Below are 21,720 nucleotides of genomic sequence, written 5' to 3'. Positions count from 1 at the left end.
CCTTTTAATTTTTAATATAAAAATGCCTTTTTATAATTCTTACTATTTTTTAAGTTTGTATGTTTATAATTTTAGCTTTATTTTTTACAAGGAGATTTTTTGGACCCCAGTTATACGGCATTAATGCTGTTTTTAGCATTGTTTTGTGTTTTTTTAAATGGATTTTTTGTATTATCTGAGTTTAGTATTGTCAAGATTAGAAAAAGTAAGTTAGAAGAATTTGTAAATCAAAAAAGAGCTAATTCAAAACTAGCTTTGGAAATGTATAAAAATTTAGATACTTATTTATCAGCTACTCAATTAGGTATTACTTTAAGTTCTTTGGCTCTTGGTTGGTTAGGAGAAAGTTCTGTCGCTGTTTTATTAAATAAAATTCTATCAAGCTTTGATGTAAATCCTATAGCAATACATAGTATTTCTGTTGCTATTTCTTTTATATTAATTACACTACTTCATGTAGTTTTAGGAGAAATTGTTCCAAAAAGTATAGCAATTGCAAAAACTGAAAGCATAGTTTTATGGATAGCAAGACCACTTTATTTATTTAGAATAATTTTTGCACCTTTCATAATTACATTTGATTTCTTATCTTTATCTATATTAAAAATATTAAGAATAAAAACAAACGAGCACGCAGCTCACTCTGAAGAAGAAATTAAATTCATAGCAAGCGAAAGTCAAAAAAGTGGCGTTTTAGATGAATTTGAAACCGAACTTATACAAAATGCTGTTGATTTTAGTGATATTGTAGCAAAAGAAATAATGACTCCTAGAAGAGATATGATTTGCTTAAATAAAGTTAATTCATACGAAGAAAATATAAAAATAGTTCATGATTATAAACACACTAGATTTCCTTTTATAGATGCTAGTAAAGACAATGTTTTAGGTATGATTCATATTAGAGATTTATTAGATAATCAAAATAAAGATTTAAATGAATGTGTAAGAAAAGTTCTATTTGTTCCAGAAAATATTAGTATTTCAAAGGTTCTTGTTCAAATGAATAAAGAGCAAATTCATACAGCCATAGTAATTGATGAATATGGTGGAACAGCTGGGCTTTTAACTATGGAAGACATTATTGAAGAACTTGTTGGAGATATAAACGATGAGCATGATAAAAAAGAACAAGATTTCAGAAAAATTAACGATAATGTTTATATAGTAAATGGAAGACTAGATATTGAAAGTGTTGAAGAAATTCTAGATATTAAATATGATGATGAATTAGAAGAACTTACAATTGGTGGTTATGTCTTTAATCGTTTAGGACATGTTCCAAGTGAAAAAGAAAGATGTGAAGATGAGCATTGTTATTATGAAATAAAACAAATGCAATCAAATAGTATAAAATACTTAAAAATAATCAAAAAAACAAAGGAAAAACTATGAATAAATATAGATTAATTACTAGAAGTGATATGGATGGACTTGTATGTGCTGTTTTGCTTAAACATATGGATTTAATAAGTGATATTAAATTCGTTCATCCAAAAGATATGCAAGATGGAACAATAGAAATTACAAATAATGATATTGTTACAAACTTACCATATTGTCCTAATGCTTATTTAGTGTTTGACCATCACGAAAGCGAAAGTATTAGAAACGGAAAAGCAGATAATCATATAATTATTCCAGATGCACCAAGTGCTGCTAGAGTTGTTTATGATTATTATGAAAAACAAGGCGTAAAATTTCCTGAAGAATGGCACGATATGATGGTAGCTGTTGATAAAGCAGATAGCGCTCAATTTTTAATGGAAGATGTACTTGAGCCTAAAGGTTGGGAATTCTTAAGCTTTTTAATGGATAGTAGAACTGGACTTGGTAGATTTCACGATTTCAGAATAAGCAATTATAACCTTATGATGGATTTAATTGATTATTGTAAAAATCATAAAATTGATGATATTATGAAATTACCTGATGTAGTAGAAAGAAGCGATTTATACATTAAATACGAAAAAGAATTTAAAGAACAACTAAAAAGATGCTCTAAAGTTTATAAAAACCTTGTTGTTTTAGATTTAAGCAAAGAAGAAATCATTTATCCAGGTAATCGCTTTATGATTTATGCACTTTATCCTGAATGCAATATATCAATTCATAAAATCTTAGGATTTAGAGGTCAAAATATGGTTTATGCGACAGGTAAAAGTATATTTAATAGAACTAGCAAAACAAACATAGGTGAGCTAATGTTAAAATACGGCGGTGGCGGACACGAAGCTGCTGGGACTTGTCAAGTTGCTCACGAAAATGCAGATATTGTATTAAATGAATTAATCGCTAAAATTAACGCTGATGGTTAATCTTTCTTACTCGTTTTAAATTCTTATATTTAAAACGAGTTTTCTAATAAAAATCAAAAAAATATAAAAACTATAAAAAATAAAATCGGAAAAATTATTTGAAGTTATGAAATGGTGCTTAGGGGGAGACTCGAACTCCCGACCTCCGGCTTATGAGACCAGCGCTCTAGCCAGCTGAGCTACCTAAGCGTGAATAAAAAAAGCAAATTATATATATTTTTGCTTAAAATTTTATAAAATTAAAAATATTTCTAATAAATTGCGTATTAAACTTGCTAACTATGCTATTTAAAAACTAATTTTGCTATATTTTTACACAAATACTAATATTTTTTTTGTTTTTTAGCTAAATATTGTTTTTTTATTGTAAAATAGGGCTTTTAATCAATATTAAGGAGTTTTAGATGACTAAAGCAGATTTTATTTCATTAGTTGCTGAAAAAGCAGAAATTACTAAAAAAGATGCTACAACTGCAGTAAATGCTGTATTTGAAGCACTAGCTGAGTCTTTAGAAAAAGGCGAATCAATTCCATTTAATGGTTTTGGAACTTTCTCAACAACTGATAGAGCAGAAAGAACAGCAAGAGTTCCAAGCACAGGTAAAGAAATTAAAGTTCCAGCAACTAAAGTTGTTAAATTCAAAGTTAGCAGCGTGTTAAAAGAAAAAGTTGCTGCAACAGCTTGCAAAACTGGTAAATGCGGTAAGAAAAAGAAATAATTACCCAATTTAGTGGCGTTTTTAAATGCCACTAAATATATATTTTTTTAGTATAAATACTCAACGCTTTTAATTCTTTTTTACCAATTTTATAATAAATATATTTTAGGTAATTTTTAATATCTTTATTGCTAATTTTTCTTGTATTTGAATAATAATCTAAAATATAATTAGGTATTTTTATTCTTTGATTTGCAGTTAGATTTTTTCTTATAAAAGGTTTTAAAATTCTTGTTGCACTATTATGATTTTTAATACTTGAAAACCTTGCAAACATAAAAGGTAATTTAGTTAATTCATACCATTTTTCACACATATCAATGTATTTTTCTTTATTATTTACATATTCTTTTAATGCCTTATCTCCAATAATTACTTTACCATTTAATTTTAAAACCTTAGCTAAAGCATTTGAAGTGGCTGATTCTTTATCATTTTGTGCGTTTGAGTTCTTTTCAACTAATACACTTAATACCTTTTTGTTAGCGCAAATTCCTATATTTAAATTCTTATATTTTGACCTTTTACTTTCAATACTAGAAATAATTGCGCAATCTAATCTTTTTTCTTTCAATGCTTTATTTAATTTTGCAGGAACATCTTTTTTATACTCTATGCTTTTTTTTACATAGCTTGGTAATTTTGAGCTTTTTAAATAAAAATGCAGTGGTAATAAATTAATATAATCAATCTTTCCGAATATCATTTTTACTCCTAAATAAAAATAAAAATGCCACTAATATAACTAAATAATGCAATGTTTCAGGAATTTTCACACTTAAAGAATAATGAAATGCCGCTAGTAAAAACACAAAATTAGAATAATTTAAATACTTTTTATAAAACATTAAAATCATAAAAATAAATGCAATTAATCCTAAAAGATTTCTTATTGCAATAGTATTTGTAAATAATATTTTTATATTAAATTGATTATCTACTATAACAAAATTTAAAAAATGCAATATTGCAAAAAATCCAGCTAATTTACCAAAAAACTTTATAAAAACTAAGAATTTATTAGGTAAAGCAATACTTAAAAATAAAGATATTAAAGCAAGTTGCCCACTTGCTTTATAAATATCTTTTACATAATCATATCCTAATAAAACAGATGATATAAAATACCCAAAAGACGCTAAAACTAAAAGAATTTTAATTGCAATAATCATTAAAAATTCTTTCTTAAATCTAAATCTTTATATAAATACCCAACTTCTTCTTCATAACCATTAAATAATTGAGTATCTTCTTTAAAAAAGCTACCTAAAACCCTATGCGATGCTTGAGACCATCTAGGATGTGGGACATTTGGATTAACATTTGCATAAAAGCCGTATTCATTCGGATTGTATTTTTCCCAAGAGCTAACAGGTTGTTCTTTAGTAAATTCAATTTTAGCAATTGATTTAATATATTTAAAACCATATTTCCAAGGAACAACTAAGCGAATTGGAGCTCCATTTTGAGCTTTTAATTTTTCTTTATAAAGTCCTGTTGCAAGTAATGTTAGCGGGTGCATTGCTTCATCTAATCTTAATCCTTCTACATAAGGATAATCTAATACTCCATTAAATCTTTGATCAGGAAAAATATCAGGGTCATATAAACTTGTAAATTTAACAAATTTTGCTTCACTTGTTGGCTTTGCAAGATTAATCAATTCTCTTAATTCAAATCCTTGCCAAGGTAAATTCATACTCCAAGCTTCTACGCAGCGTAGTTTATAAACCCTTTCAACAATTTTAAAAGCTGATAAATCAGTTAAGGTCATTGGGTTTTCACACAAACCACCTATCTCAATTGAAATAGCTTTATCATTTAAGCTTGATTTACTAGCTAATCTTACGCATTCGCTTTTATTCGTGCTAAACTCATAAAAATTAACATAATTATAAGCATATTCACTATCACTTGGAACTAAATCAAGATTAGTTTTTGCTAATTCTTCAGCTATTGCTTGGCTTGAAACTATAGTTCCTGCACCTAATTTTAAAAAATTTCTTCTATTTAAATAATAATTTTTATCTGTTACCATTTTTTCTCCTTATTAATTTTTAATTCTAGGTAAAAAAAATAAATACTTATTATGAAAAATCTGTTAAACTTCGCAAAATTTAATTTAAAGGAAAAAGTATGGCAATTAAAGCTGATTACATCTGGATGGATGGACAAATTATTAACTTTGCTGATGCAAAAGTTCATTTTTTAACTCACTCATTACATTATGCTAACGCAGTATTTGAAGGAACAAGAGCGTATAAAACAGAAAATGGTATGGCTATTTTTAGATTGCAAGATCACACTAAAAGATTATTAGAAAGTGCAAAAATCACTGCAATTACTCCACCATTTTCGCAAAAAGAATTAGAAGATGCCCAAATTGAGTTATTAAGACGCAATAATTTTAATTCAAATACATATATTCGCCCTTTAATTTTCTTAGGCGATGGTATTATGGGAATTTATCATGCAAAAGCTCCTGTTAGAGTAGGTATTGCAGCTTGGGAATGGGGTGCTTATTTAGGAGAAGATGGACTTAATAAAGGTATTAAAGTATGTTGTTCATCATTAATGAGAAATAGCACAAAAGCAAATTTCAATAAAGCAAAAGCAAGTGCAAACTATCTAAACTCAATGATGGCTAAATATGAAGCTATTAATTCAGGTTTTGAAGAAGCTTTAATGTGTGATGAAGAAGGATTTATAGCAGAAGGCACAGGCGAGTGCTTTTTCATGGTTAAAAATGGCGTATTAATCACTCCACCAAATGATTATGCTCTAAAATCAATCACTCAAGATTCTGTTTTAAAAATTGCAAAAGATTTAGGTATTAGTGTAGAAAGAAGAAGAATTAGTAGAGATGAAGTTTATGTTTGTGATGAAGCATTCTTTACAGGAACAGCAGCTGAAATTACTCCTATTAATTCACTAGATCATAGAGTAATAGGAAATGGGGCTCGTGGAGAAATTACTAAAAAAATCCAAGATGCTTTCTTTGATATAGTATATGGAAGAAATGAAAAATACGCTTCTTGGCTAACTTATATTTAATTTTTTAGAGCGAATTATCGCTCTAAACTTTATAATATATAGAATCTAAAATAAGAATTTGATTTTAACTTTTAATTTTATTAACAATAAGACTATCTTTTATAAAATCTTTTTTCTAATTATAAACTTATACAATGTAAAATGCTTTCTTTATCAATTAACAAGGAGTATAAATGCCAGCAGATTTGAATGATTATTTCAATAAAAACAAAAAAAATGACAATAAAAAAACAGATTTTAATATTGATTTTAATTTTAAAGGTTTTGGTAAATTTAACGGAGTAATAATTGCAGCTGTTGTTATATTTTTAATAGTAGTAATAGCTAAGCCATTTGTAGTTGTAAATTCAGGACAAGTAGGTATTAGATCAACTACTGGTAAGTATGATCCGATAGCTCTTCAACCTGGTTTTCACTTTATAATCCCGTATTTTCAAAAAGTTTTAATTGTAGATACTAAAGTAAGACAAATAAATTATGCTAGCGTTGAAGGTGCGAGTGAAAGAACTTATGGTAGAGAAAGCATAATCAATAAAGAATCAATCACGGTTGTTGATGCTAGAAACTTGCCTGTATCAGTAGATATAACAGTGCAATATCGCTTAGATGCAAGCAATGCACCTCAAACTATAGCTCAATGGGGACTTGATTGGGAAAATAAAATTATAGACCCTGTTATTTTAGAAGTTGTAAGAAGTGTGGTTGGAAAATATACAGCTGAAGAATTACCTATAAAGCGTAATGAAATCGCTGCTTCAATTGAACTTGAATCAAGAAAAAGCATAGACGCTCAAGATAATAAACCTGTATTACTTGAGAGTGTAAAACTTCGTGGAATAATACTGCCAACGAATGTTAAAGAACAAATTGAAAAAGTTCAAATAGCTAAACAAGAAGCAGAAAGAACAAAATATGAAGTTGAGCGTGCAAATCAAGAAGCACTTAAAAAAGCTGCACTTGCAGAAGGTATAGCAAAAGCTGCGATTATTGAAGCACAAGGTAAAGCAGATGCACAAAAAATAGAAGCAGATGCACAAGCTTATGCAAATAGAGAAATCGCAAAAAGTATAAGTAAAGAATTATTAGAATTAAAGCAAATTGAAACCCAAAAAGAATTTAACGAAGCTTTAAAGGTTAATAATGATGCTAAGATTTTCTTAACACCTGGCGGAGCTGTGCCTAATATTTGGCTAGATAATGCAAGCACAAAAAAGACAACCAGCCTTAATAATTAATGCAAAAATTATTAGATACTATTCATTTTTATCTAGCGAATTTCTATGCCCAAGATTTAATTCTTCTTGGGCTTTGTTTTTTATTTTTCATAGTAATTTTAATTCTTGCGATTTTTTTAAGAAAATTTCCAACTTTCTCAATATTTTTAATCATAGTAGGTATTGTTTTAGAATTTGTATTGTTTTTTATTGGAGAAAACTATATAAATGCTACATATCGTCCAGCAGAACTTGAAATAATCAAAAATGATAAATTAATTTTCAGCGATAATATATATTTAGATTTTAAATTACATAACAAATCTCAAAGAGATTTTAAAATATGCAAAATTAAATTCAATATAAAAAAAATCAGCAAAAATAACTTAGAACTAATCAAAAATACCTTAAAACCATTAAAAACAACAGAAATTATTTTAAAAGATATTCCAAAAAATTCATACGAAAAATCTTATTTATTAATACCTAGTAATGTTAAAAAATATACAATTGATACTTTAATTACTTGTTTTTAGGAGATATTTATGTATTTATCGCAATTTCATATCTTTGTAATATTTGCAGCTTTTGTAGTTTATATATTTTCACAATTTTTAATTATTTATTTTTTTAAAGAAAAAAATAAGCTTTATACCTTTTCTTTTACACTCATAATTTTTGTATTGATTTTTGGATATTCAACTCTTCTTACCATAGATAGCTTTTTAAAAAGTGTAGAATTAAGAAATCAAAAAGACTATAAATCAGCAAATGAAGTAGTAATTAGTGGCCAAATATATAATAATGGAAAAGTCCCTGTAAAAACCTGTGAATTAAATATAGGAATAATAAACCTTGGTATCAAAAAAGTAGATGGAAGTATATTTGATTTAAGCAAAGGCTTTGACCCATTAAAACTTAATAAAATTCGCAATTTTTACTCTCACGATTTTAAAATAGAAGGGATTATCAATGAAAACGCATCAAAAAGCTTTAAAGTAAGTGTCCCTTATCCAAAACATTTTGAAGATTATAAATTAAGATATATTTTAAATTGCAAGTAAATATTTCAAATTCTAGATAAATCTTAGAATTTGAAATAATATTAAAAGTATTCTAAAATATATATGTAAAATCACCTTTGTTTGTAAATATTGTAATTTCTAAAACTTCAGAACATTTGCTTATAGAAAATTTTGCAGTTTTACCGAATTTCATAGGTAACTTATAATCATAATAGTAGTTTCCTTGAGCTTGTTCCTTAGCTTTTTTACAAGATCTAATATATTTTTGATTTCCTTTTTCTAGTATATTAAACCAAATATTATAAAAATATTTATCATCTCCACTCAACTCCAGCCATTTTATTAATGCCTTACAATCACCTAGATAAGCACAAAATTAGGGTAAATATCTAATAATTTTTATAATATGTTTTAGCCAGAATTTCTACTGATATAACATTATTACCAATATATGAGCCGTAATTCATATTTTGAACCTCACAAGCACCACGATTTGCTGTAATTTTTGTAATTTCTATATCATCTTTAGCTGTCATAATTAAATATCTTGTTGTTTCGTAATGTTTAGTCAAAAAATTTTCTTCAGTCTTATCTTAAATGCTAACCTTGAATATATATTGATTAATTTTATTGACTTCAATGATCTTATTATTTATTTCATTATTAGCATTATTTTCTTTTGCTTTATCATCAGAACAAGCAATAATAAATAATGCTGTAACATAATATAAACTAACAATTATTTTTAATATTCATCTAGCGCTTCATCGTATATTTTTTGCTCATCATTATTTATACCATTTTGAGCTTTTAAAATTTCATCACGTAATGCAGTAGGACTTGACATAAAGGGCAAGCAAAAACCACCTATTCCGTAACCATGAAAGGCTAAAGCGCCACATCTAAAAATACTTCCAATAACACTTTGTTTTACGTCAATAGTTGCAATTCTTTTAAGATCTGTAATGGTTGAATCTTGAAAAATAATGCCTGTTTTTATTAACATTCTTTTATTTGTTATGATTATTAAAGATGATTTTACTTTACATAACCAATACAACATAGATAGAACAACAATTAATGTTGCACAAAGCATACCTAACAATAAGTGAGTTTGAGATAAAGTTATGTTTTTAAATACAGCAAATGTTAAGGTTATAGCAATACCTGTAACCATACTGCTTCCTAATACTCTAGTTATTATGTCAAATTGACTATTGCAACGGCTTATATATTTAAATACTTGTATCCATAAAGGAATTAAGAAAATATTTAATTCAATACATAATAAAATTTTTATCAATTCTAAGTCTATATCTGTTTTAATACCATAAAAACCATAAACCATCCACATAGCAAAAACTAAAAACAATAAACATAAGCGTGTAAACCAAGATATCCAAGCACTATCAACTTCTTTATATTTTCTAGAATAGACATAACAGTCAAAAAAAGCTTTAAAACTTCCACGTTTTTTATAGATGATTTTTTCATCAGGTAAAATTTTCATTAAAACTCCTTAAATAAAATTAAGGCAGTATTTTACCCCCCCCCTATCTTAAACAAGACTTAAAATAAATATATTTTAACAAATTTATTTCTATCCTATAATCAAATACAAATTTCTTAGAATTTATAAATATTATTTTTATATTTTTTATACTTGTAACAAATTATATCAATGCTAATATGTTGATTAAATATATAATGATAGTTCAATAATTATTGTTAAGTAATATAATTAAAAGAAATTTTATGAGTTTTAATGACAAAATATGATATTTCGGCAAGAATTTAATTAAAAATTTTAGTTTTTAAAATCCTAATTAAAATTCTTATAATTTTATAAATTATATCTATATTTGCAGCCAAAAAAATCAAAACAAGGCTCTTCATCAATAGCTCTATTGGTATTGCCACAATTGTCTATTTCTATGCTAGATTTTAATTGATGAGTTATGTTAGCACTATCCGTTCTGGTATATAAAAACTCTAAATATCCATTATTTATCTTAAATCCTTCATTAAAAAATACAATATCAAAACTATAAGGAGTAGATAAAAATAATGGTTTTTTTAATAGTTTTGGTAAGTTTGCTAAATAATTTTTAGTGTTTATTTTGTGTTGTTGTAATTTTTCTAAATCAAATAATTTTAAATCATTAAATTCCTTAACCTCATCAAGGGTATAAAAATAAACTCTGTCTTTTTCATACTTATTAGCTATATTTTTATAATAAACTATAGTTTTATCTAAAAAATCATTAGTAGCTATTCTTAAAAGCTCGTCTTTACTTAAAATCTTATTTTCTTTTACACAATATCCTTTCAAGTCTTTTTCATAATTGCTTTTAAAAACATAACTAAAATTATTAAAACTAGAATAATCAACCACAGGTCTAATAAAAAACATTTCAAAACTAATAATTATTAGGCTAATGGTTAAAAAAGTTTTGAATTTTAGTTTTTTTATTTTTTTGATAAATAATAAAAATAAGATTGTAAAAATCGTTAAAGATATTAAAGGATAAGTAATATCAAAGCGTTTAAAAGCTTTCCATACTAAATATACAAATTCTGGAAAACCATTGATTATAAGTATAAATGCAAATAAAATAAAAATTATTATGCAATATATAACAAACATAATTGCACCCCATTTTAAATCATGGGGAGCTTTTTATCTATCATCGTCAAGTTTAAAATTATTAACAAAATCAGCATTATTAATAGTTTCAACACTTCTTCCGCCAAAACCTATATGAGATTGCGGAATTTCTTCTAGCATTACCACTATTCTCTCACGCTTTTTGCCTAATTTTGTTTCAAAATAATTTGTTAAATCACTTATTATTTCTTCGCATTTTTCTTTATTTGGCATTGGTGCTGCTAATTTTACATTAATTATTGGCATTTATTCTCCTTTGTAGATTTTTTTAAGATTGCTTATTTTAGCAGATGAATTTAACATTAAAAAATCAGCTATTATAAAACTTAGCATAGCTTTTAAGACAACAGCTCCACGAACACCTACGCAAGGATCGTGCCTTCCATAAATTGCATCTTTTATTAGACTAAAATCTTTATTTAACATAGTTTGTTCTTTAAAAATTGATGGAGTTGGCTTAAAATGAGCTTTAATATAAATACTCTCTCCTGTGCTAATTCCACCGATAATTCCACCACTAAAATTATGTCTAGTATGTAAAAATAAAGGCTTATTAATATTAGTTTTTGCTACTTTAAATGACTTAAAATTAGGGCTTTGTTTTAAAATAGAGCTATTTTGATTTTGCATTAATTCATCATTGCTAACACCTAAAATCTCATCATTTGCAAAAGAGCCATTCATTGAGCTAAGCTTTCTTCCTGCTCCAATTTCAACACATTTTACAGCATTTAATCCCATAAACGCACTAGCAATTCTAGCATCTAATTTATCATAAAGCCCATCTCCAAGCCCTGCCATTACGCCAAATGCTGCTACGCTAACACTTGCACCTACGCTATCATTATTATTTTTTGCCTTTGTGATTTCATCTTTAAATAATTCTTTAAATAAATCATCACCTAAAGCATTAAAATCTTTTTCTAAAGCCCTTTTATACTCTTCTTCGCTGAATTTAAACTCATCTAAACTAACACCACCTACCCCACAAATACTAGCATAAGTTCTAATGTTAAATTCTTTTAATATTAAATCAGCAAAAGCACCTGCAATAACCCTTGCTACGCTTTCTCTAGCACTACTTCTACCACCGCCACGATAATCAAAATGCTCGTATTTTGCATAATATGTAAAATCAGCGTGTGCAGGGCGTAAATGCTCTTTATAATCTTTACTTCTTGTATTATTATTTTCTACTAGCACACAAATTGGAGCACCTGTGCTAATATCATTAAATACTCCACTAATAATATTAACTTCATCAGCTTCTTTTCTAGGAGTGCTAAACGCTCCACCACCTTGTCTTAATTTAAGCAAGGAATTTATATAATCAGTATCAATTCTAACCCCTGCAGGATAGTTATCAATAACCACTCCAATTGCTTTTCCGTGACTTTCTCCAAAAGTGCTAAATTTTAAAAATGTTCCAAAACTATTCATCTTCTAACTTCTCTAACGCTAATTTAGCAGCACTTTGCTCTGCTTCTTTTTTGCTATTACCCATTGCTTTTGTAAATAATTCATCATTTAAAAAAAGCCCTATTTCAAATTCTTTTTTATGATCAGGCCCTTTTGTATGTAAAATCCTATATTCAGGAGTTTGAGCCATTATTGCTTGGGTTTTTTCTTGTAATTTTGTTTTATAGTCTTTAATTAATTCTATATCAATCTTAGGAAAAACTTCATTTAATATCTTAGAGCCAACAGCACAAGCAATCTCATATCCACTTTCTAAATAAATTGCACCTATTATTGCTTCGTAAGCATCTGATAATAAGCTTGGTTTTTTTCTTCCGCCGTTATTTTCTTCAGATACTGATAATTGCAAAAACTCTCCAATTTCAAGATAACTAGCAATTTTTGCAAAAGACTTTTCATTCACCAAAGCTGCTCTTAATTTGCTTAAATCCCCTTCACTATAACGAGAAAAATCCTTGTATAAAATATTTGCTACTATCAAATCAAGCACAGCATCGCCTAAAAACTCAAGCCTTTCATTATGAGTTTTGCTAAAACTTTTATGAGTTAGAGCCTGATTTAATAGGGTTTCGTTTTTAAATTTATATCCTAGTTTTTCTTCAATTTTATGATATTTTGAAATTCTTTTTTCTAGCACTACATTAGCATTTATAGTGTTATTTTCATACTCAAGTGCCATACTTCTAGCTAGTTCATCACACATTTCATTGTATTTATCACCATTATGAGCTTTAACCCAAATTGCATTAATATCGTGGATTTTGCTAACTTCTAAATAACTCTTCCATAATTCAACATTTTTTTTGCCTTTAAAATCAGTCTTAACCCAACCACTAAGCCATTCATTAATACCCTTAACTACATATTGACTATCGCTATATAAATCAATCTTGCAAGGTTCTTTTAAGCTTTTTAAAGCGTTAATACAGGCACTTAATTCCATAATATTATTGGTTGTAAGCTTATCTCCACCACTATCTTTAATGATTAAATCATTATCTATAATAATCCAAGCCCAACCCCCTGCTCCAGGATTTTTAAGGCAACTCCCATCAGTATAAATCGTTAATTTTTTCATATCCTTATCCTTAAATTAGCTTGCATTGTATCACACTTAAAACACTGCGAACAAAACGGAGTGTAAAAAATAGATTGTGAAGAGCAATTTTTACATAAATAAAATTGACTGATATTATTTGGATTTATTGTTTCATCATCAATTTTAATTTCTTTAAAACTTTTAGTATTAAAGCTTTTATAATTATTTATAAATTCTAAATCTTTTTCATAATCTCCTAAAACGCACAAACATTTATAAACTTCTTTGCATTCATTGATTTCGTTTAATTTAAAATGAATATATCCAAGACATAATAGTGCTAATTCATCTCTAGCACGAGATTTTAAAATCTTTAATAAATTTTGTTTAGCATCGTTTAATAATCCAAGCCTTAAATCACAAACAGATAATAAGTATAATAAATCTTTATCATTTGCAAATTCATTTAATAAATTAATCAAAACATATTTGCACTCTAAAAACATTGAAGCTTTAAAAAATCCATTAGCTAAATTAAGCCTTTCATCAAAACTTAAACTACTTAAATACTTAGGCTCAATTGCATTAAAATTAGCAAGATATTTTTTGATATTTTTATTAGTTTGATTTTCTTTTAAACTTGCAAAAATTATTTGAGCTAAAGCAATAATTAAAACAAGGCTAATTAAAACTAAAATTCCAAAAATAGGATTTCTATAATAGCTAAGTATTAAATCCACTAATATCCTTTAAATAAAATTAATTAATTATACATATAATACTTTTATGATTACAAACGAGAGCATTCAAAGATTAAAAGATAGCATTAACATTGTTGATTTGATTTCAAACTACATTCCCGTGCATAAAAATGGTGCGAATTATATGTGCGTATGTCCGTTTCACGCTGATAAAAATCCTAGTATGGCTGTTCGTGAAAATGAAGGATATTTTCACTGCTTTGGGTGTGGGGCGAATGGTGATGCTATTAGCTTTATGCAAAAATATCATAATTTAGAATTTATAGAAGCAGTAAAAGAATTAGCAAATATTTATGGCTTTATTTTAGAAGATGATAAAAAAACAAAAATTATTCAAAACAACGACGCTTGTAAAATACTCAACGAATATTATATAAGTGAATTAAATATCCGTGGGAATTTGATTGCCTATCTTGAAAAGCGAAAAATCACAAGGGATTTAAGAATTAAGTTTAATCTTGGCTACGCACCAAGTGCAAATGATACTTTAAGGATTTTGCAAAAATCAAATATAGCTTTAGAACAAGCATTAATAGAAGGGGTAGTTAAAAAAAACGATAATGGAATTTATCCATCTTTTATAGAAAGAATTACCTTTCCAATCTACGATAATACAGGTTATTTAGTAGGTTTTGGAGGACGCACATTAAATCCACAAAATCCTGCAAAATATGTAAATTCTCCCGCTTCAAAACTATTTGATAAAAGTAGTATATTTTACGCTTATCATCTAGCAAAAAATGATATTAATAAACACAAAAGAATGATAATTTGCGAAGGCTATATGGATACAATAAGTCTTCATAAAGCAGGACTTACATATTCAGTAGCAGTGCTAGGAACTGCACTAACAGAGCAACATTTAAAATTAATTAAAAAAGATTGTTTTGTATCTTTATGCTTTGATAAAGATGCAGCGGGAAATGCAGCTGCTTTTAAAGCGGGAGTTTTATTGAGTAAATTTGGCTACAACGCCGAAGTAATAAGGCTAAAAACATATAAAGACCCAGGCGAATACATTGAAAATAATGAAGAATTAAAGCTAAAAACCGAACTAAATAATACTATTAATATAATTAGTTTTTGTATTGAATATATATTTAAAAAAGAATTGAATTTAGATTATATAGACAAATTAAGCATAAGCAAAATTGAGCCATTTTTAATCAAACAAGCATATTCAGCCGTGCTAAATTACACCAATACTATTGATAAATTTTTAGCCAATACTCATCTTAAAATATTTTGCGAAAATTATGGGCTTGATTTTGATTTATTAAACGGAATAAAAGCAAAAGTAATAGATAAAAAACCACAAGCTAAACAAACTCAAAGCAATTCTTTAGAAGATGCGATAATTTATTTTTTAGCTATTTCAAAAGCTAATTTTAATATTCTTATTTTAAGAGAATATTTTCATAATAATTTAATTGATGATGTATTAAATAAAAACTACGCAAATGCTAATATGCTAGAGTTTTTAAACAATATTCACCCTACTAAAAAAGTAGATAATATCTTAGTATTTTTTAATAATTTAGCCAATTATTACGCAAGTTGTAATATCCTAAACGCCTTGCTTTTTAAAAATTACGCTAAAGAATTAATAAAAAATCATAAATTAATTCATAGTAATGATGGTTTAAAAAAGGCTTATCATTGCCTAGTAGAACTAATAGCAAATCATAATAAGCAATTAAGCGATGATGAAAGAGCAAGGCTTAAAGATAATATAAGAAAATTAGGAGAATAAATGAAAGCATTAGCTTTATTTAGTGGTGGTCTTGATAGTATGTTATCAATCACTACCATTGCAAAGCAAGGAATAGAAGTTGAAGCTATTCACATTGATACAGGGTTTGGCGGAAAGAATTTCGCCCTTTTAGAGCGTCGTGCAAATATGGCTGGAGCTAGTTTTAGGGTTGTTGATATTAGTAGTAAATACTTGCAAGATGTATTGTTAAATCCAAAATATGGCTATGGAAAGGCTATTAATCCTTGCATTGATTGTCATGGGTATATGTTTAAAACTGCTCTTAGTATGTGTGATGATTTAGGTGCTTCTTTTGTAATTAGTGGAGAAGTGCTAGGTCAGCGTCCAATGAGCCAAAGAGCACAAGCATTAAATAGTGTTGCAAAACTTAGCGAAGATTTAAATAATATCATTTTACGCCCACTTAGTGCAAAATTACTAGCACCTACTATGCCTGAACTTAAAGGCTGGGTTGATAGAGAAAAATTATTTGATTTTAGTGGTAGGGGTAGAACTAGACAAATGGAACTTGCAAAAGTTTATGGTTATAGCGATTATGAAAGCCCTGCTGGTGGGTGTTTGCTAACCTTACAAGCATATAAAAACAAAATCCAAGATTATCTAAAATACAAAACGCTAGATAGTAAAAACGCTGAATTGTTAAGATATGGAAGACATTTAAGACTGCCAAATGGTGCTAAAATGATAATTTCAAGAAATGAAGAAGAAGGTCTAAAAATCTTAAAATTATTAGATAATGAAGAGATAAAAATGAGCGAAATTAGAACCGATTTAATAGGTGCTATTTCTTTACTTGATAATGACGCTAGTTTAGAAGATATTAAACTTGCTTGTTCTTTAGCACTTGCATATGCAAAAAATCCTACTAATAAAGATTGTGAATTTATGCAAAATAATTATTTTGCTAATGCACTTAGCAAAGATGATGCTCAAAAATACTTTATAGTTTGATGAAATTCTTATTTGAAATTCTAGAATTTAAAATAAGAATTTCAAATTCTAAGATTTTATATAAGTATCAAAATAACTTAATTTTAAACATAAATAAAATCATAAAACTAGACTTTTATATCTAAGATTTTGTTATTTACTAAATCTTCTACCACACTAATACTTAAGTCAATTTCTACACTATTTGCAATCGCATTTGCACTTTTGCCTAATTTTTCTAAGATTTTATTATCATCGCTTGTAAGTGAATTTAAACCTTGTTGTTTGATTTTTTGAGTTATTTGCATAAGTTTTGCTAAAAGCTCGGCTTGTTCTAATTCTTTTTCTTTTTGCTTGTTTTTGATTTCTTCGGTATTTTGACCTTCTTTTGCAAAATAAGCAATTGACCTTTGAAATTCATTTTGATAGCGTTTTATATCTGTATTTTTCTCTTTTAATTCACTTTTATAATCTTGTTCTTCGCTAATATTTTCAAAATTAATCTCAGCAAAACTCAAAACCCCATCAAAATCCCTATCACTAGATATTACACTATCTAAATACTCACTAATACTTGTGCCAATTTCTAAAGTTAATTTATCATATGTTTTAGTATTTATAAATCTTTCATCACTTAATTTATTTACTACATAAATATATCCATTAAACTCGCCATAAACCCCAACTTCAAGCCTTGCATTACTTAATTCATCATTATTTATCCTACCATCTTGATTGCTATCAGCTTTTGCAAGTCCTAAATCATAAGCAATTGTTTTAAACCAGCTTGAGACAAAATTAGCAGCATTACCATTTAAAATAAGCTTATCATCACTTAAGATAAAATCAGCTTTATCAAAATGAGCCATTAATTTTTCAATAGTATTTTTACTAAGATTAACTCCTTGAGTATTATTATCAAAACTAAAAACAACATTTATATTGTCTTTATCACTTGTTTTTAAAGCATAATTTTGATTTGTTATATCATCTTTTATAGCATTAATTTGCTCTTGATTTAAATTGTGAAAATTACTCAAATTCGCCTTATGATAGCTAGTATCAAATACTTTTGAAATATCAACATCAAAACCACTAATTCTCATAAAATCTCCTAATATCAAACCTTAATATCAATTAATTTTGTATCGCTTAAATCTTTTTTAAATTCTTTCGTAAAATCTATAAAATTTCCTAGCTTATCATTTGTAATTAATTCTTTTAATTTATCTTCGCTTATTTTTAATTCATTACTTATGTTTTGGATATTAAATTTTTGTAATATTTCTTTTTCGTTATTATCTAAAGATTGTGATTTTTTAAGTTTTGCAATTATATTATTAAGTTTAATTTGTTCTTTTACTCTCTTAAGCTCTTCTTCTGCTATATTAAATTTAATTTTTTTATGTGGAATACTCATAAAAGAGTGATTTTCATCATCATATACAATTCCAAACTCATTTATATAATCTTTATCTTCCACATTCCAATATTCACCCGCTGTAACTTTGCCATCTAAGTCTTTGTCCATATCAATTATAATATCTAATGCCTCACTTAAATCAGACTTACCTTCAATACTATGAGCTATTCTATTTGAATCATAAGTTTCATCTATATTTGTTGCCTTTAGGAAATATTCTTTATTTTTATCTTGTAATAATTCATAATTTACATTAACTAAGTCAAACAAATTCCAAGCTTCTAAAGCCGTAATTTCTCCATCATTGTCTTTATCGGCTGCAAGATAATTTCTTGTATATGCCGTATCAGCAAACCAACCCACTACATAAGACGCTGCGTCTTTATCTAAAATAATTCCTTTATTAGTATCAATAAAATTATCTTCATCAAAAAAGTCTTTTAATCTATTAATATTATTTTCACTAAGCTTTACCCCGATATTATCTTTACCAAGTCTAAAAAACACATTGTAATCTTGCTCTTTATTTGTCTTAAAACTAAAAGAATTTGAATTAATACTTGCATTTAATTTATTTATATCAAGAGTGTTTAATTCTTTAATTTTTATATCACTTTTCCTAGCAATAGCAGTATTTTTTACTTGCGAGATATCTATTTTCATAAAGTTCCTTAATGTTTATTACCCTAAACTAGCCCATTTTATTACAAAAAATTTAAATTAGAAATTAAGCTTTTATATCAAGTAATTTTGTTTCACTAAGAGTTATTGCAAAATTTCCACTAAAATTTACAAAATCATCTAATTTATTTTCACTTGCTAGGCTTTCTACTTTATCAGGACTTATATTTAGTTTATCACTTATAATCTGTTTTAATTTAAATTCACTCTCATAAGGTGCAGGGTCAATTCCTAGTTGAATTAATACATCTTTATCACTTTGGTCTAACTTATCAACTCCAAGCTTTTTAATCTTGGCTATTACTTCAGTTAATTTTTCTTCAGCTTTTTCGGCAAGCTGCCTAGAATGCTTAGTAAGTCCATTTATCAAATCATCAAGGCTAATTGCAGGAGCACTAGAACCACTTTCGCTCATAAAATCTTCAAAATATCCCTTTTCACCTACATCCATAAACTCACCAAATGTAATAATACCATCAAGATTTTTATCATCTTTTATAGCATCATTGATAGAATTTGAAATATCTGAATAATAACCATCATTTTTTGGTAAAAAATCACTTTTCTTATAAGTTTTCGTAATAGAATTTGAAACTATATATTTTTCTTTGGTTTTTTCATCGCTTATGAGAACTGCATCTTCATCAAATCCACTTAATGTATTCCTTGCTTCTTTGTGAGTTAATTCTCCGTTATTGTCAATATCTGATTCAAGAAATTTTTGTTTATATGCAATATCACTAAACCATCCAGCGACATAAGAAGCTGCATCTTTATCTAAAATAATTCCTTTATTAGTTTTAATGAAATTATCTTCATCAAAAAAATCTTTTAATTTTTCAATACTAGCTTCATTTAATTTCACTCCAATGTTTTCATTACCAAATTTAAAATAAGTATTATAATCTTGTGCTCTATTTGTTTTAACGCTAAAAGAATTGCTCTTTATACTAGCATTTATACTTGCTAGTTCTTGTGTGCTTAACTCTTTTTTAGCAATATTATCTTGCCACATAATTGGAGTGTTAGAAGTATTGTTAATATAGTGTTTCATAAATAATCCTTAATGTTTATTACTTTAATTAAATATTTAAAAACATAACGGCAATAAAGTCTGCCGTTAAATCAATAATTCATACACATATACTTGCGATATTTATAGCTATAACCACAATTAATTGATCTTTAATATCTTTAGAATACTTACAAAAAAGCTATCTTAAAATACCAAAACTTATGATACGAACTAGTATTTTTGTGAAATTAAATATATTAAAATTGATTTGAATTATTATAATTTGATTTTATTTAATACTATTACTATTTTATTTAATATCTTGATAAATTGTAACTTTTAGTAACATTAAATTAAAAAAAATATTTTAAACCTTAATGTTAATTAATTTTATATTATTTAATTCTTCTAAAAAGTCTTTAGTAAAATCTATAAAATCATCTAATTTATTATTTTTAACTAATTCATTTATTTTATCTTCACCTATTATATTTATTAGATTAATTTCTATATTTAAAGAATTTAAGATTTTTTTCTCATCTTCACTAAGCTTACTATAATCATCATTATTTATTTTTATAAGAGCATTGGCTAAATCGCTTTGTCTTTTAATGTCTTCTTGAGTTGCTTTAGTAATACTTTGTTGCAATTTATTTTTATCAATATTATTCATAATTATTTCTACTACATAATTAATCCCAGCTACTCCGTTTTTCTCCAGACCTGTTATTGCTAAATCATAATTTTTATCATCTTGAATATAATAATTCATCATATTACTAATACTTGTATAGTTTTGCAATTCTCCTAAAAGCTCCAGACAATCTATATCAGTTTTACTAATATTAGTAAAAACATTGCTATTTGGAAATTGAAGTTTTATATCTAACATTTCAGTTTTATTTAAAACACCATTTTTATTAATATCTGCATTTAAATAGTTTTGCTTAAAAGCAACATAATTAAACCAAGAACCAACATAAGAAGCAGCGTCTTTTTGCAAAATCAATTTATCATCAAAATATTTAAAATTATCTTCATTAAAAAATTCTTGTAATTTTTCACGATTTTTATTGCTTAAATCAAATCCTATTGTTTTTTGATTAAAAGAAAAATAAGTATTGTAAAAATCATTTTTATTAGTTTTATACTCGGTATTATATATGCTTTTTACATCAGTAGCCTTTACTTGCTCTGCTTGATTAAAAACAACTTGGTTTAAAGCTCTAATATCTTTACACACAACATTCAAAATAGGCTTAGTAATATTAGTATTTGATAATCTCATATTAATCCTTTTAGGTAAGACAATTGCTTACCTAAAATAACCTATTCCAATTATCCCTAATAGTCATACCTTGCATAGCACAAGTATATAACGTTGCACACTTAAATTTAAAGGTATTATTTGTTGGAGGATAACCATAATAAGACATATCTCCAAATCTATTATAAGAATATGCGCTAGCACTCGTAATAAAACCTAAAGCCAAAATAGCTAAAACTGCTTTTTTCATTGAAATTCTCCTTTCATTAATGATTTGAATTATTATAATTTGATTTTAATTAATACTATTATTATTTTATTTAATATTTTGATATATTGTAACTTTTAGTAAC

Annotated in this window: 25 protein-coding genes, 1 tRNA gene and 1 pseudogene; 9 read left to right on the top strand and 18 right to left on the bottom strand. The window is 26.7% G+C overall.

Annotation, left to right across the window (positions count from 1 at the left end):
• Window positions 1–123 precede the first annotated feature (123 nt).
• On the top strand, window positions 124–1,395 hold the full coding sequence (locus tag AVBRAN12654_RS07610) for a hemolysin family protein (protein WP_336614231.1): 1,272 nt from the start codon (window positions 124–126) through the stop codon (window positions 1,393–1,395).
• The gene (locus AVBRAN12654_RS07605; RefSeq protein ID WP_214118727.1) at window positions 1,392–2,318 is read left to right on the top strand and encodes an exopolyphosphatase; all 927 of its coding nucleotides are present in this window, start codon (window positions 1,392–1,394) and stop codon (window positions 2,316–2,318) included. The genes AVBRAN12654_RS07610 and AVBRAN12654_RS07605 overlap by 4 nt, the downstream gene beginning before the upstream one ends.
• 112 nt (window positions 2,319–2,430) lie before the next feature.
• On the opposite strand, the gene AVBRAN12654_RS07600 is transcribed toward AVBRAN12654_RS07605, so the two are convergent.
• A tRNA-Met gene (locus AVBRAN12654_RS07600) sits at window positions 2,431–2,507 on the bottom strand.
• A 215-nt stretch (window positions 2,508–2,722) separates the two neighbouring features.
• Between AVBRAN12654_RS07600 and AVBRAN12654_RS07595 the strand changes: the two genes are divergently transcribed.
• Window positions 2,723–3,037 (top strand): HU family DNA-binding protein, encoded by a 315-nt coding sequence (locus AVBRAN12654_RS07595; RefSeq protein WP_214118724.1) that lies wholly within the window; start codon window positions 2,723–2,725, stop codon window positions 3,035–3,037.
• A gap of 31 nt (window positions 3,038–3,068) precedes the next feature.
• Here AVBRAN12654_RS07595 and AVBRAN12654_RS07590 read toward each other — a convergent pair whose 3' ends face one another.
• The 3 genes from AVBRAN12654_RS07590 to msrP are packed head-to-tail and all read right to left on the bottom strand — an operon-like array spanning window position 3,069 to window position 5,075.
• A complete protein-coding gene (locus AVBRAN12654_RS07590) occupies window positions 3,069–3,743 on the bottom strand; it encodes an MqnA/MqnD/SBP family protein (protein ID WP_336614228.1) in 675 nt (224 codons plus the stop codon).
• Window positions 3,724–4,209 (bottom strand): hypothetical protein, encoded by a 486-nt coding sequence (locus tag AVBRAN12654_RS07585; RefSeq protein WP_214118720.1) that lies wholly within the window; start codon window positions 4,207–4,209, stop codon window positions 3,724–3,726. Before AVBRAN12654_RS07585 ends, AVBRAN12654_RS07590 begins: the two co-directional genes overlap by 20 nt.
• Window positions 4,209–5,075 carry a protein-methionine-sulfoxide reductase catalytic subunit MsrP gene (msrP, locus tag AVBRAN12654_RS07580; RefSeq protein ID WP_214118719.1) on the bottom strand — a complete coding sequence of 289 codons (867 nt, stop codon included), beginning with the start codon at window positions 5,073–5,075 and terminating at the stop codon, window positions 4,209–4,211. The genes AVBRAN12654_RS07585 and msrP overlap by 1 nt, the downstream gene beginning before the upstream one ends.
• A 98-nt stretch (window positions 5,076–5,173) precedes the next feature.
• Here msrP and AVBRAN12654_RS07575 point away from each other — a divergent pair, with 98 nt between their 5' ends.
• The 4 genes from AVBRAN12654_RS07575 to AVBRAN12654_RS07560 all read left to right on the top strand — a co-directional run bounded on the left by AVBRAN12654_RS07575 (window position 5,174) and on the right by AVBRAN12654_RS07560 (window position 8,369).
• Window positions 5,174–6,091, top strand: coding sequence for a branched-chain-amino-acid transaminase (locus AVBRAN12654_RS07575; RefSeq protein WP_214118718.1), 918 nt, complete (start codon window positions 5,174–5,176; stop codon window positions 6,089–6,091).
• Between the two features lie 173 nt (window positions 6,092–6,264).
• Window positions 6,265–7,326: an SPFH domain-containing protein gene (locus AVBRAN12654_RS07570; protein ID WP_214118716.1), complete on the top strand. Its 1,062-nt coding sequence runs from the start codon at window positions 6,265–6,267 to the stop codon at window positions 7,324–7,326.
• Window positions 7,326–7,841 (top strand): DUF2393 family protein, encoded by a 516-nt coding sequence (locus AVBRAN12654_RS07565; RefSeq protein ID WP_214120301.1) that lies wholly within the window; start codon window positions 7,326–7,328, stop codon window positions 7,839–7,841. Before AVBRAN12654_RS07570 ends, AVBRAN12654_RS07565 begins: the two co-directional genes overlap by 1 nt.
• 9 nt (window positions 7,842–7,850) lie before the next feature.
• Window positions 7,851–8,369, top strand: a complete 519-nt coding sequence (locus tag AVBRAN12654_RS07560; RefSeq protein WP_214118712.1) for a DUF2393 family protein — start codon at window positions 7,851–7,853, stop codon at window positions 8,367–8,369.
• Between the two features lie 52 nt (window positions 8,370–8,421).
• Here AVBRAN12654_RS07560 and AVBRAN12654_RS07555 read toward each other — a convergent pair whose 3' ends face one another.
• From AVBRAN12654_RS07555 to AVBRAN12654_RS07515, 9 genes and pseudogenes are all read right to left on the bottom strand, one after another.
• On the bottom strand, window positions 8,422–8,658 hold the full coding sequence (locus AVBRAN12654_RS07555; protein ID WP_214120300.1) for a hypothetical protein: 237 nt from the start codon (window positions 8,656–8,658) through the stop codon (window positions 8,422–8,424).
• 61 nt (window positions 8,659–8,719) lie between these two features.
• Entirely contained in the window at window positions 8,720–8,902 is a 183-nt protein-coding gene (locus AVBRAN12654_RS07550) for a hypothetical protein (protein WP_214120299.1), read from the bottom strand.
• Window positions 8,903–9,075: 173 nt separating this feature from the next.
• Window positions 9,076–9,840 carry a PH domain-containing protein gene (locus AVBRAN12654_RS07545; RefSeq protein WP_214120298.1) on the bottom strand — a complete coding sequence of 255 codons (765 nt, stop codon included), beginning with the start codon at window positions 9,838–9,840 and terminating at the stop codon, window positions 9,076–9,078.
• Between the two features lie 333 nt (window positions 9,841–10,173).
• Window positions 10,174–10,977 (bottom strand): hypothetical protein, encoded by an 804-nt coding sequence (locus AVBRAN12654_RS07540; RefSeq protein ID WP_336614227.1) that lies wholly within the window; start codon window positions 10,975–10,977, stop codon window positions 10,174–10,176.
• 33 nt (window positions 10,978–11,010) lie between these two features.
• Window positions 11,011–11,244: a tautomerase family protein gene (locus AVBRAN12654_RS07535; protein ID WP_214118708.1), complete on the bottom strand. Its 234-nt coding sequence runs from the start codon at window positions 11,242–11,244 to the stop codon at window positions 11,011–11,013.
• A complete protein-coding gene (gene aroC / locus AVBRAN12654_RS07530) occupies window positions 11,245–12,438 on the bottom strand; it encodes a chorismate synthase (RefSeq protein WP_214118706.1) in 1,194 nt (397 codons plus the stop codon).
• A complete protein-coding gene (rnc, locus tag AVBRAN12654_RS07525; RefSeq protein ID WP_336607624.1) occupies window positions 12,431–13,099 on the bottom strand; it encodes a ribonuclease III in 669 nt (222 codons plus the stop codon). Before rnc ends, aroC begins: the two co-directional genes overlap by 8 nt.
• A 66-nt stretch (window positions 13,100–13,165) precedes the next feature.
• Window positions 13,166–13,555 (bottom strand): annotated as a pseudogene (gene rnhA / locus AVBRAN12654_RS07520) (ribonuclease HI); the annotation flags it as partial.
• A complete protein-coding gene (locus tag AVBRAN12654_RS07515) occupies window positions 13,552–14,256 on the bottom strand; it encodes a tetratricopeptide repeat protein (protein WP_214118702.1) in 705 nt (234 codons plus the stop codon). The pseudogene rnhA and the gene AVBRAN12654_RS07515, both read right to left, overlap by 4 nt.
• Window positions 14,257–14,302: 46 nt before the next feature.
• Between AVBRAN12654_RS07515 and dnaG the strand changes: the two genes are divergently transcribed.
• The gene (gene dnaG / locus AVBRAN12654_RS07510) at window positions 14,303–16,030 is read left to right on the top strand and encodes a DNA primase (protein ID WP_239803014.1); all 1,728 of its coding nucleotides are present in this window, start codon (window positions 14,303–14,305) and stop codon (window positions 16,028–16,030) included.
• Window positions 16,031–17,002, top strand: a complete 972-nt coding sequence (locus AVBRAN12654_RS07505) for an argininosuccinate synthase domain-containing protein (RefSeq protein WP_214118699.1) — start codon at window positions 16,031–16,033, stop codon at window positions 17,000–17,002.
• Window positions 17,003–17,109: 107 nt separating this feature from the next.
• Here the strand turns inward: AVBRAN12654_RS07505 and AVBRAN12654_RS07500 are convergent, their stop codons facing one another.
• From AVBRAN12654_RS07500 to AVBRAN12654_RS07480, 5 genes are all read right to left on the bottom strand, one after another.
• Window positions 17,110–18,087 carry a hypothetical protein gene (locus AVBRAN12654_RS07500; RefSeq protein WP_336614226.1) on the bottom strand — a complete coding sequence of 326 codons (978 nt, stop codon included), beginning with the start codon at window positions 18,085–18,087 and terminating at the stop codon, window positions 17,110–17,112.
• A 14-nt stretch (window positions 18,088–18,101) separates the two neighbouring features.
• Complete coding sequence (locus AVBRAN12654_RS07495; RefSeq protein ID WP_336614225.1) at window positions 18,102–19,067, bottom strand: hypothetical protein; 966 nt, start codon at window positions 19,065–19,067, stop codon at window positions 18,102–18,104.
• A 64-nt stretch (window positions 19,068–19,131) separates the two neighbouring features.
• Complete coding sequence (locus AVBRAN12654_RS07490) at window positions 19,132–20,139, bottom strand: hypothetical protein (RefSeq protein ID WP_214120485.1); 1,008 nt, start codon at window positions 20,137–20,139, stop codon at window positions 19,132–19,134.
• Window positions 20,140–20,467: 328 nt separating this feature from the next.
• The gene (locus tag AVBRAN12654_RS07485; RefSeq protein WP_214118587.1) at window positions 20,468–21,388 is read right to left on the bottom strand and encodes a hypothetical protein; all 921 of its coding nucleotides are present in this window, start codon (window positions 21,386–21,388) and stop codon (window positions 20,468–20,470) included.
• Between the two features lie 31 nt (window positions 21,389–21,419).
• Entirely contained in the window at window positions 21,420–21,617 is a 198-nt protein-coding gene (locus AVBRAN12654_RS07480; protein ID WP_214118589.1) for a hypothetical protein, read from the bottom strand.
• Window positions 21,618–21,720 lie beyond the last annotated feature (103 nt).

The sequence above is a fragment of the Campylobacter sp. RM12654 genome (assembly GCF_020137585.1).
GTDB lineage: Bacteria > Campylobacterota > Campylobacteria > Campylobacterales > Campylobacteraceae > Campylobacter_E.
The sequence above is the reverse complement of the archived record's forward strand: the minus strand, read 5'-3'. Positions and strand labels throughout refer to the sequence as shown.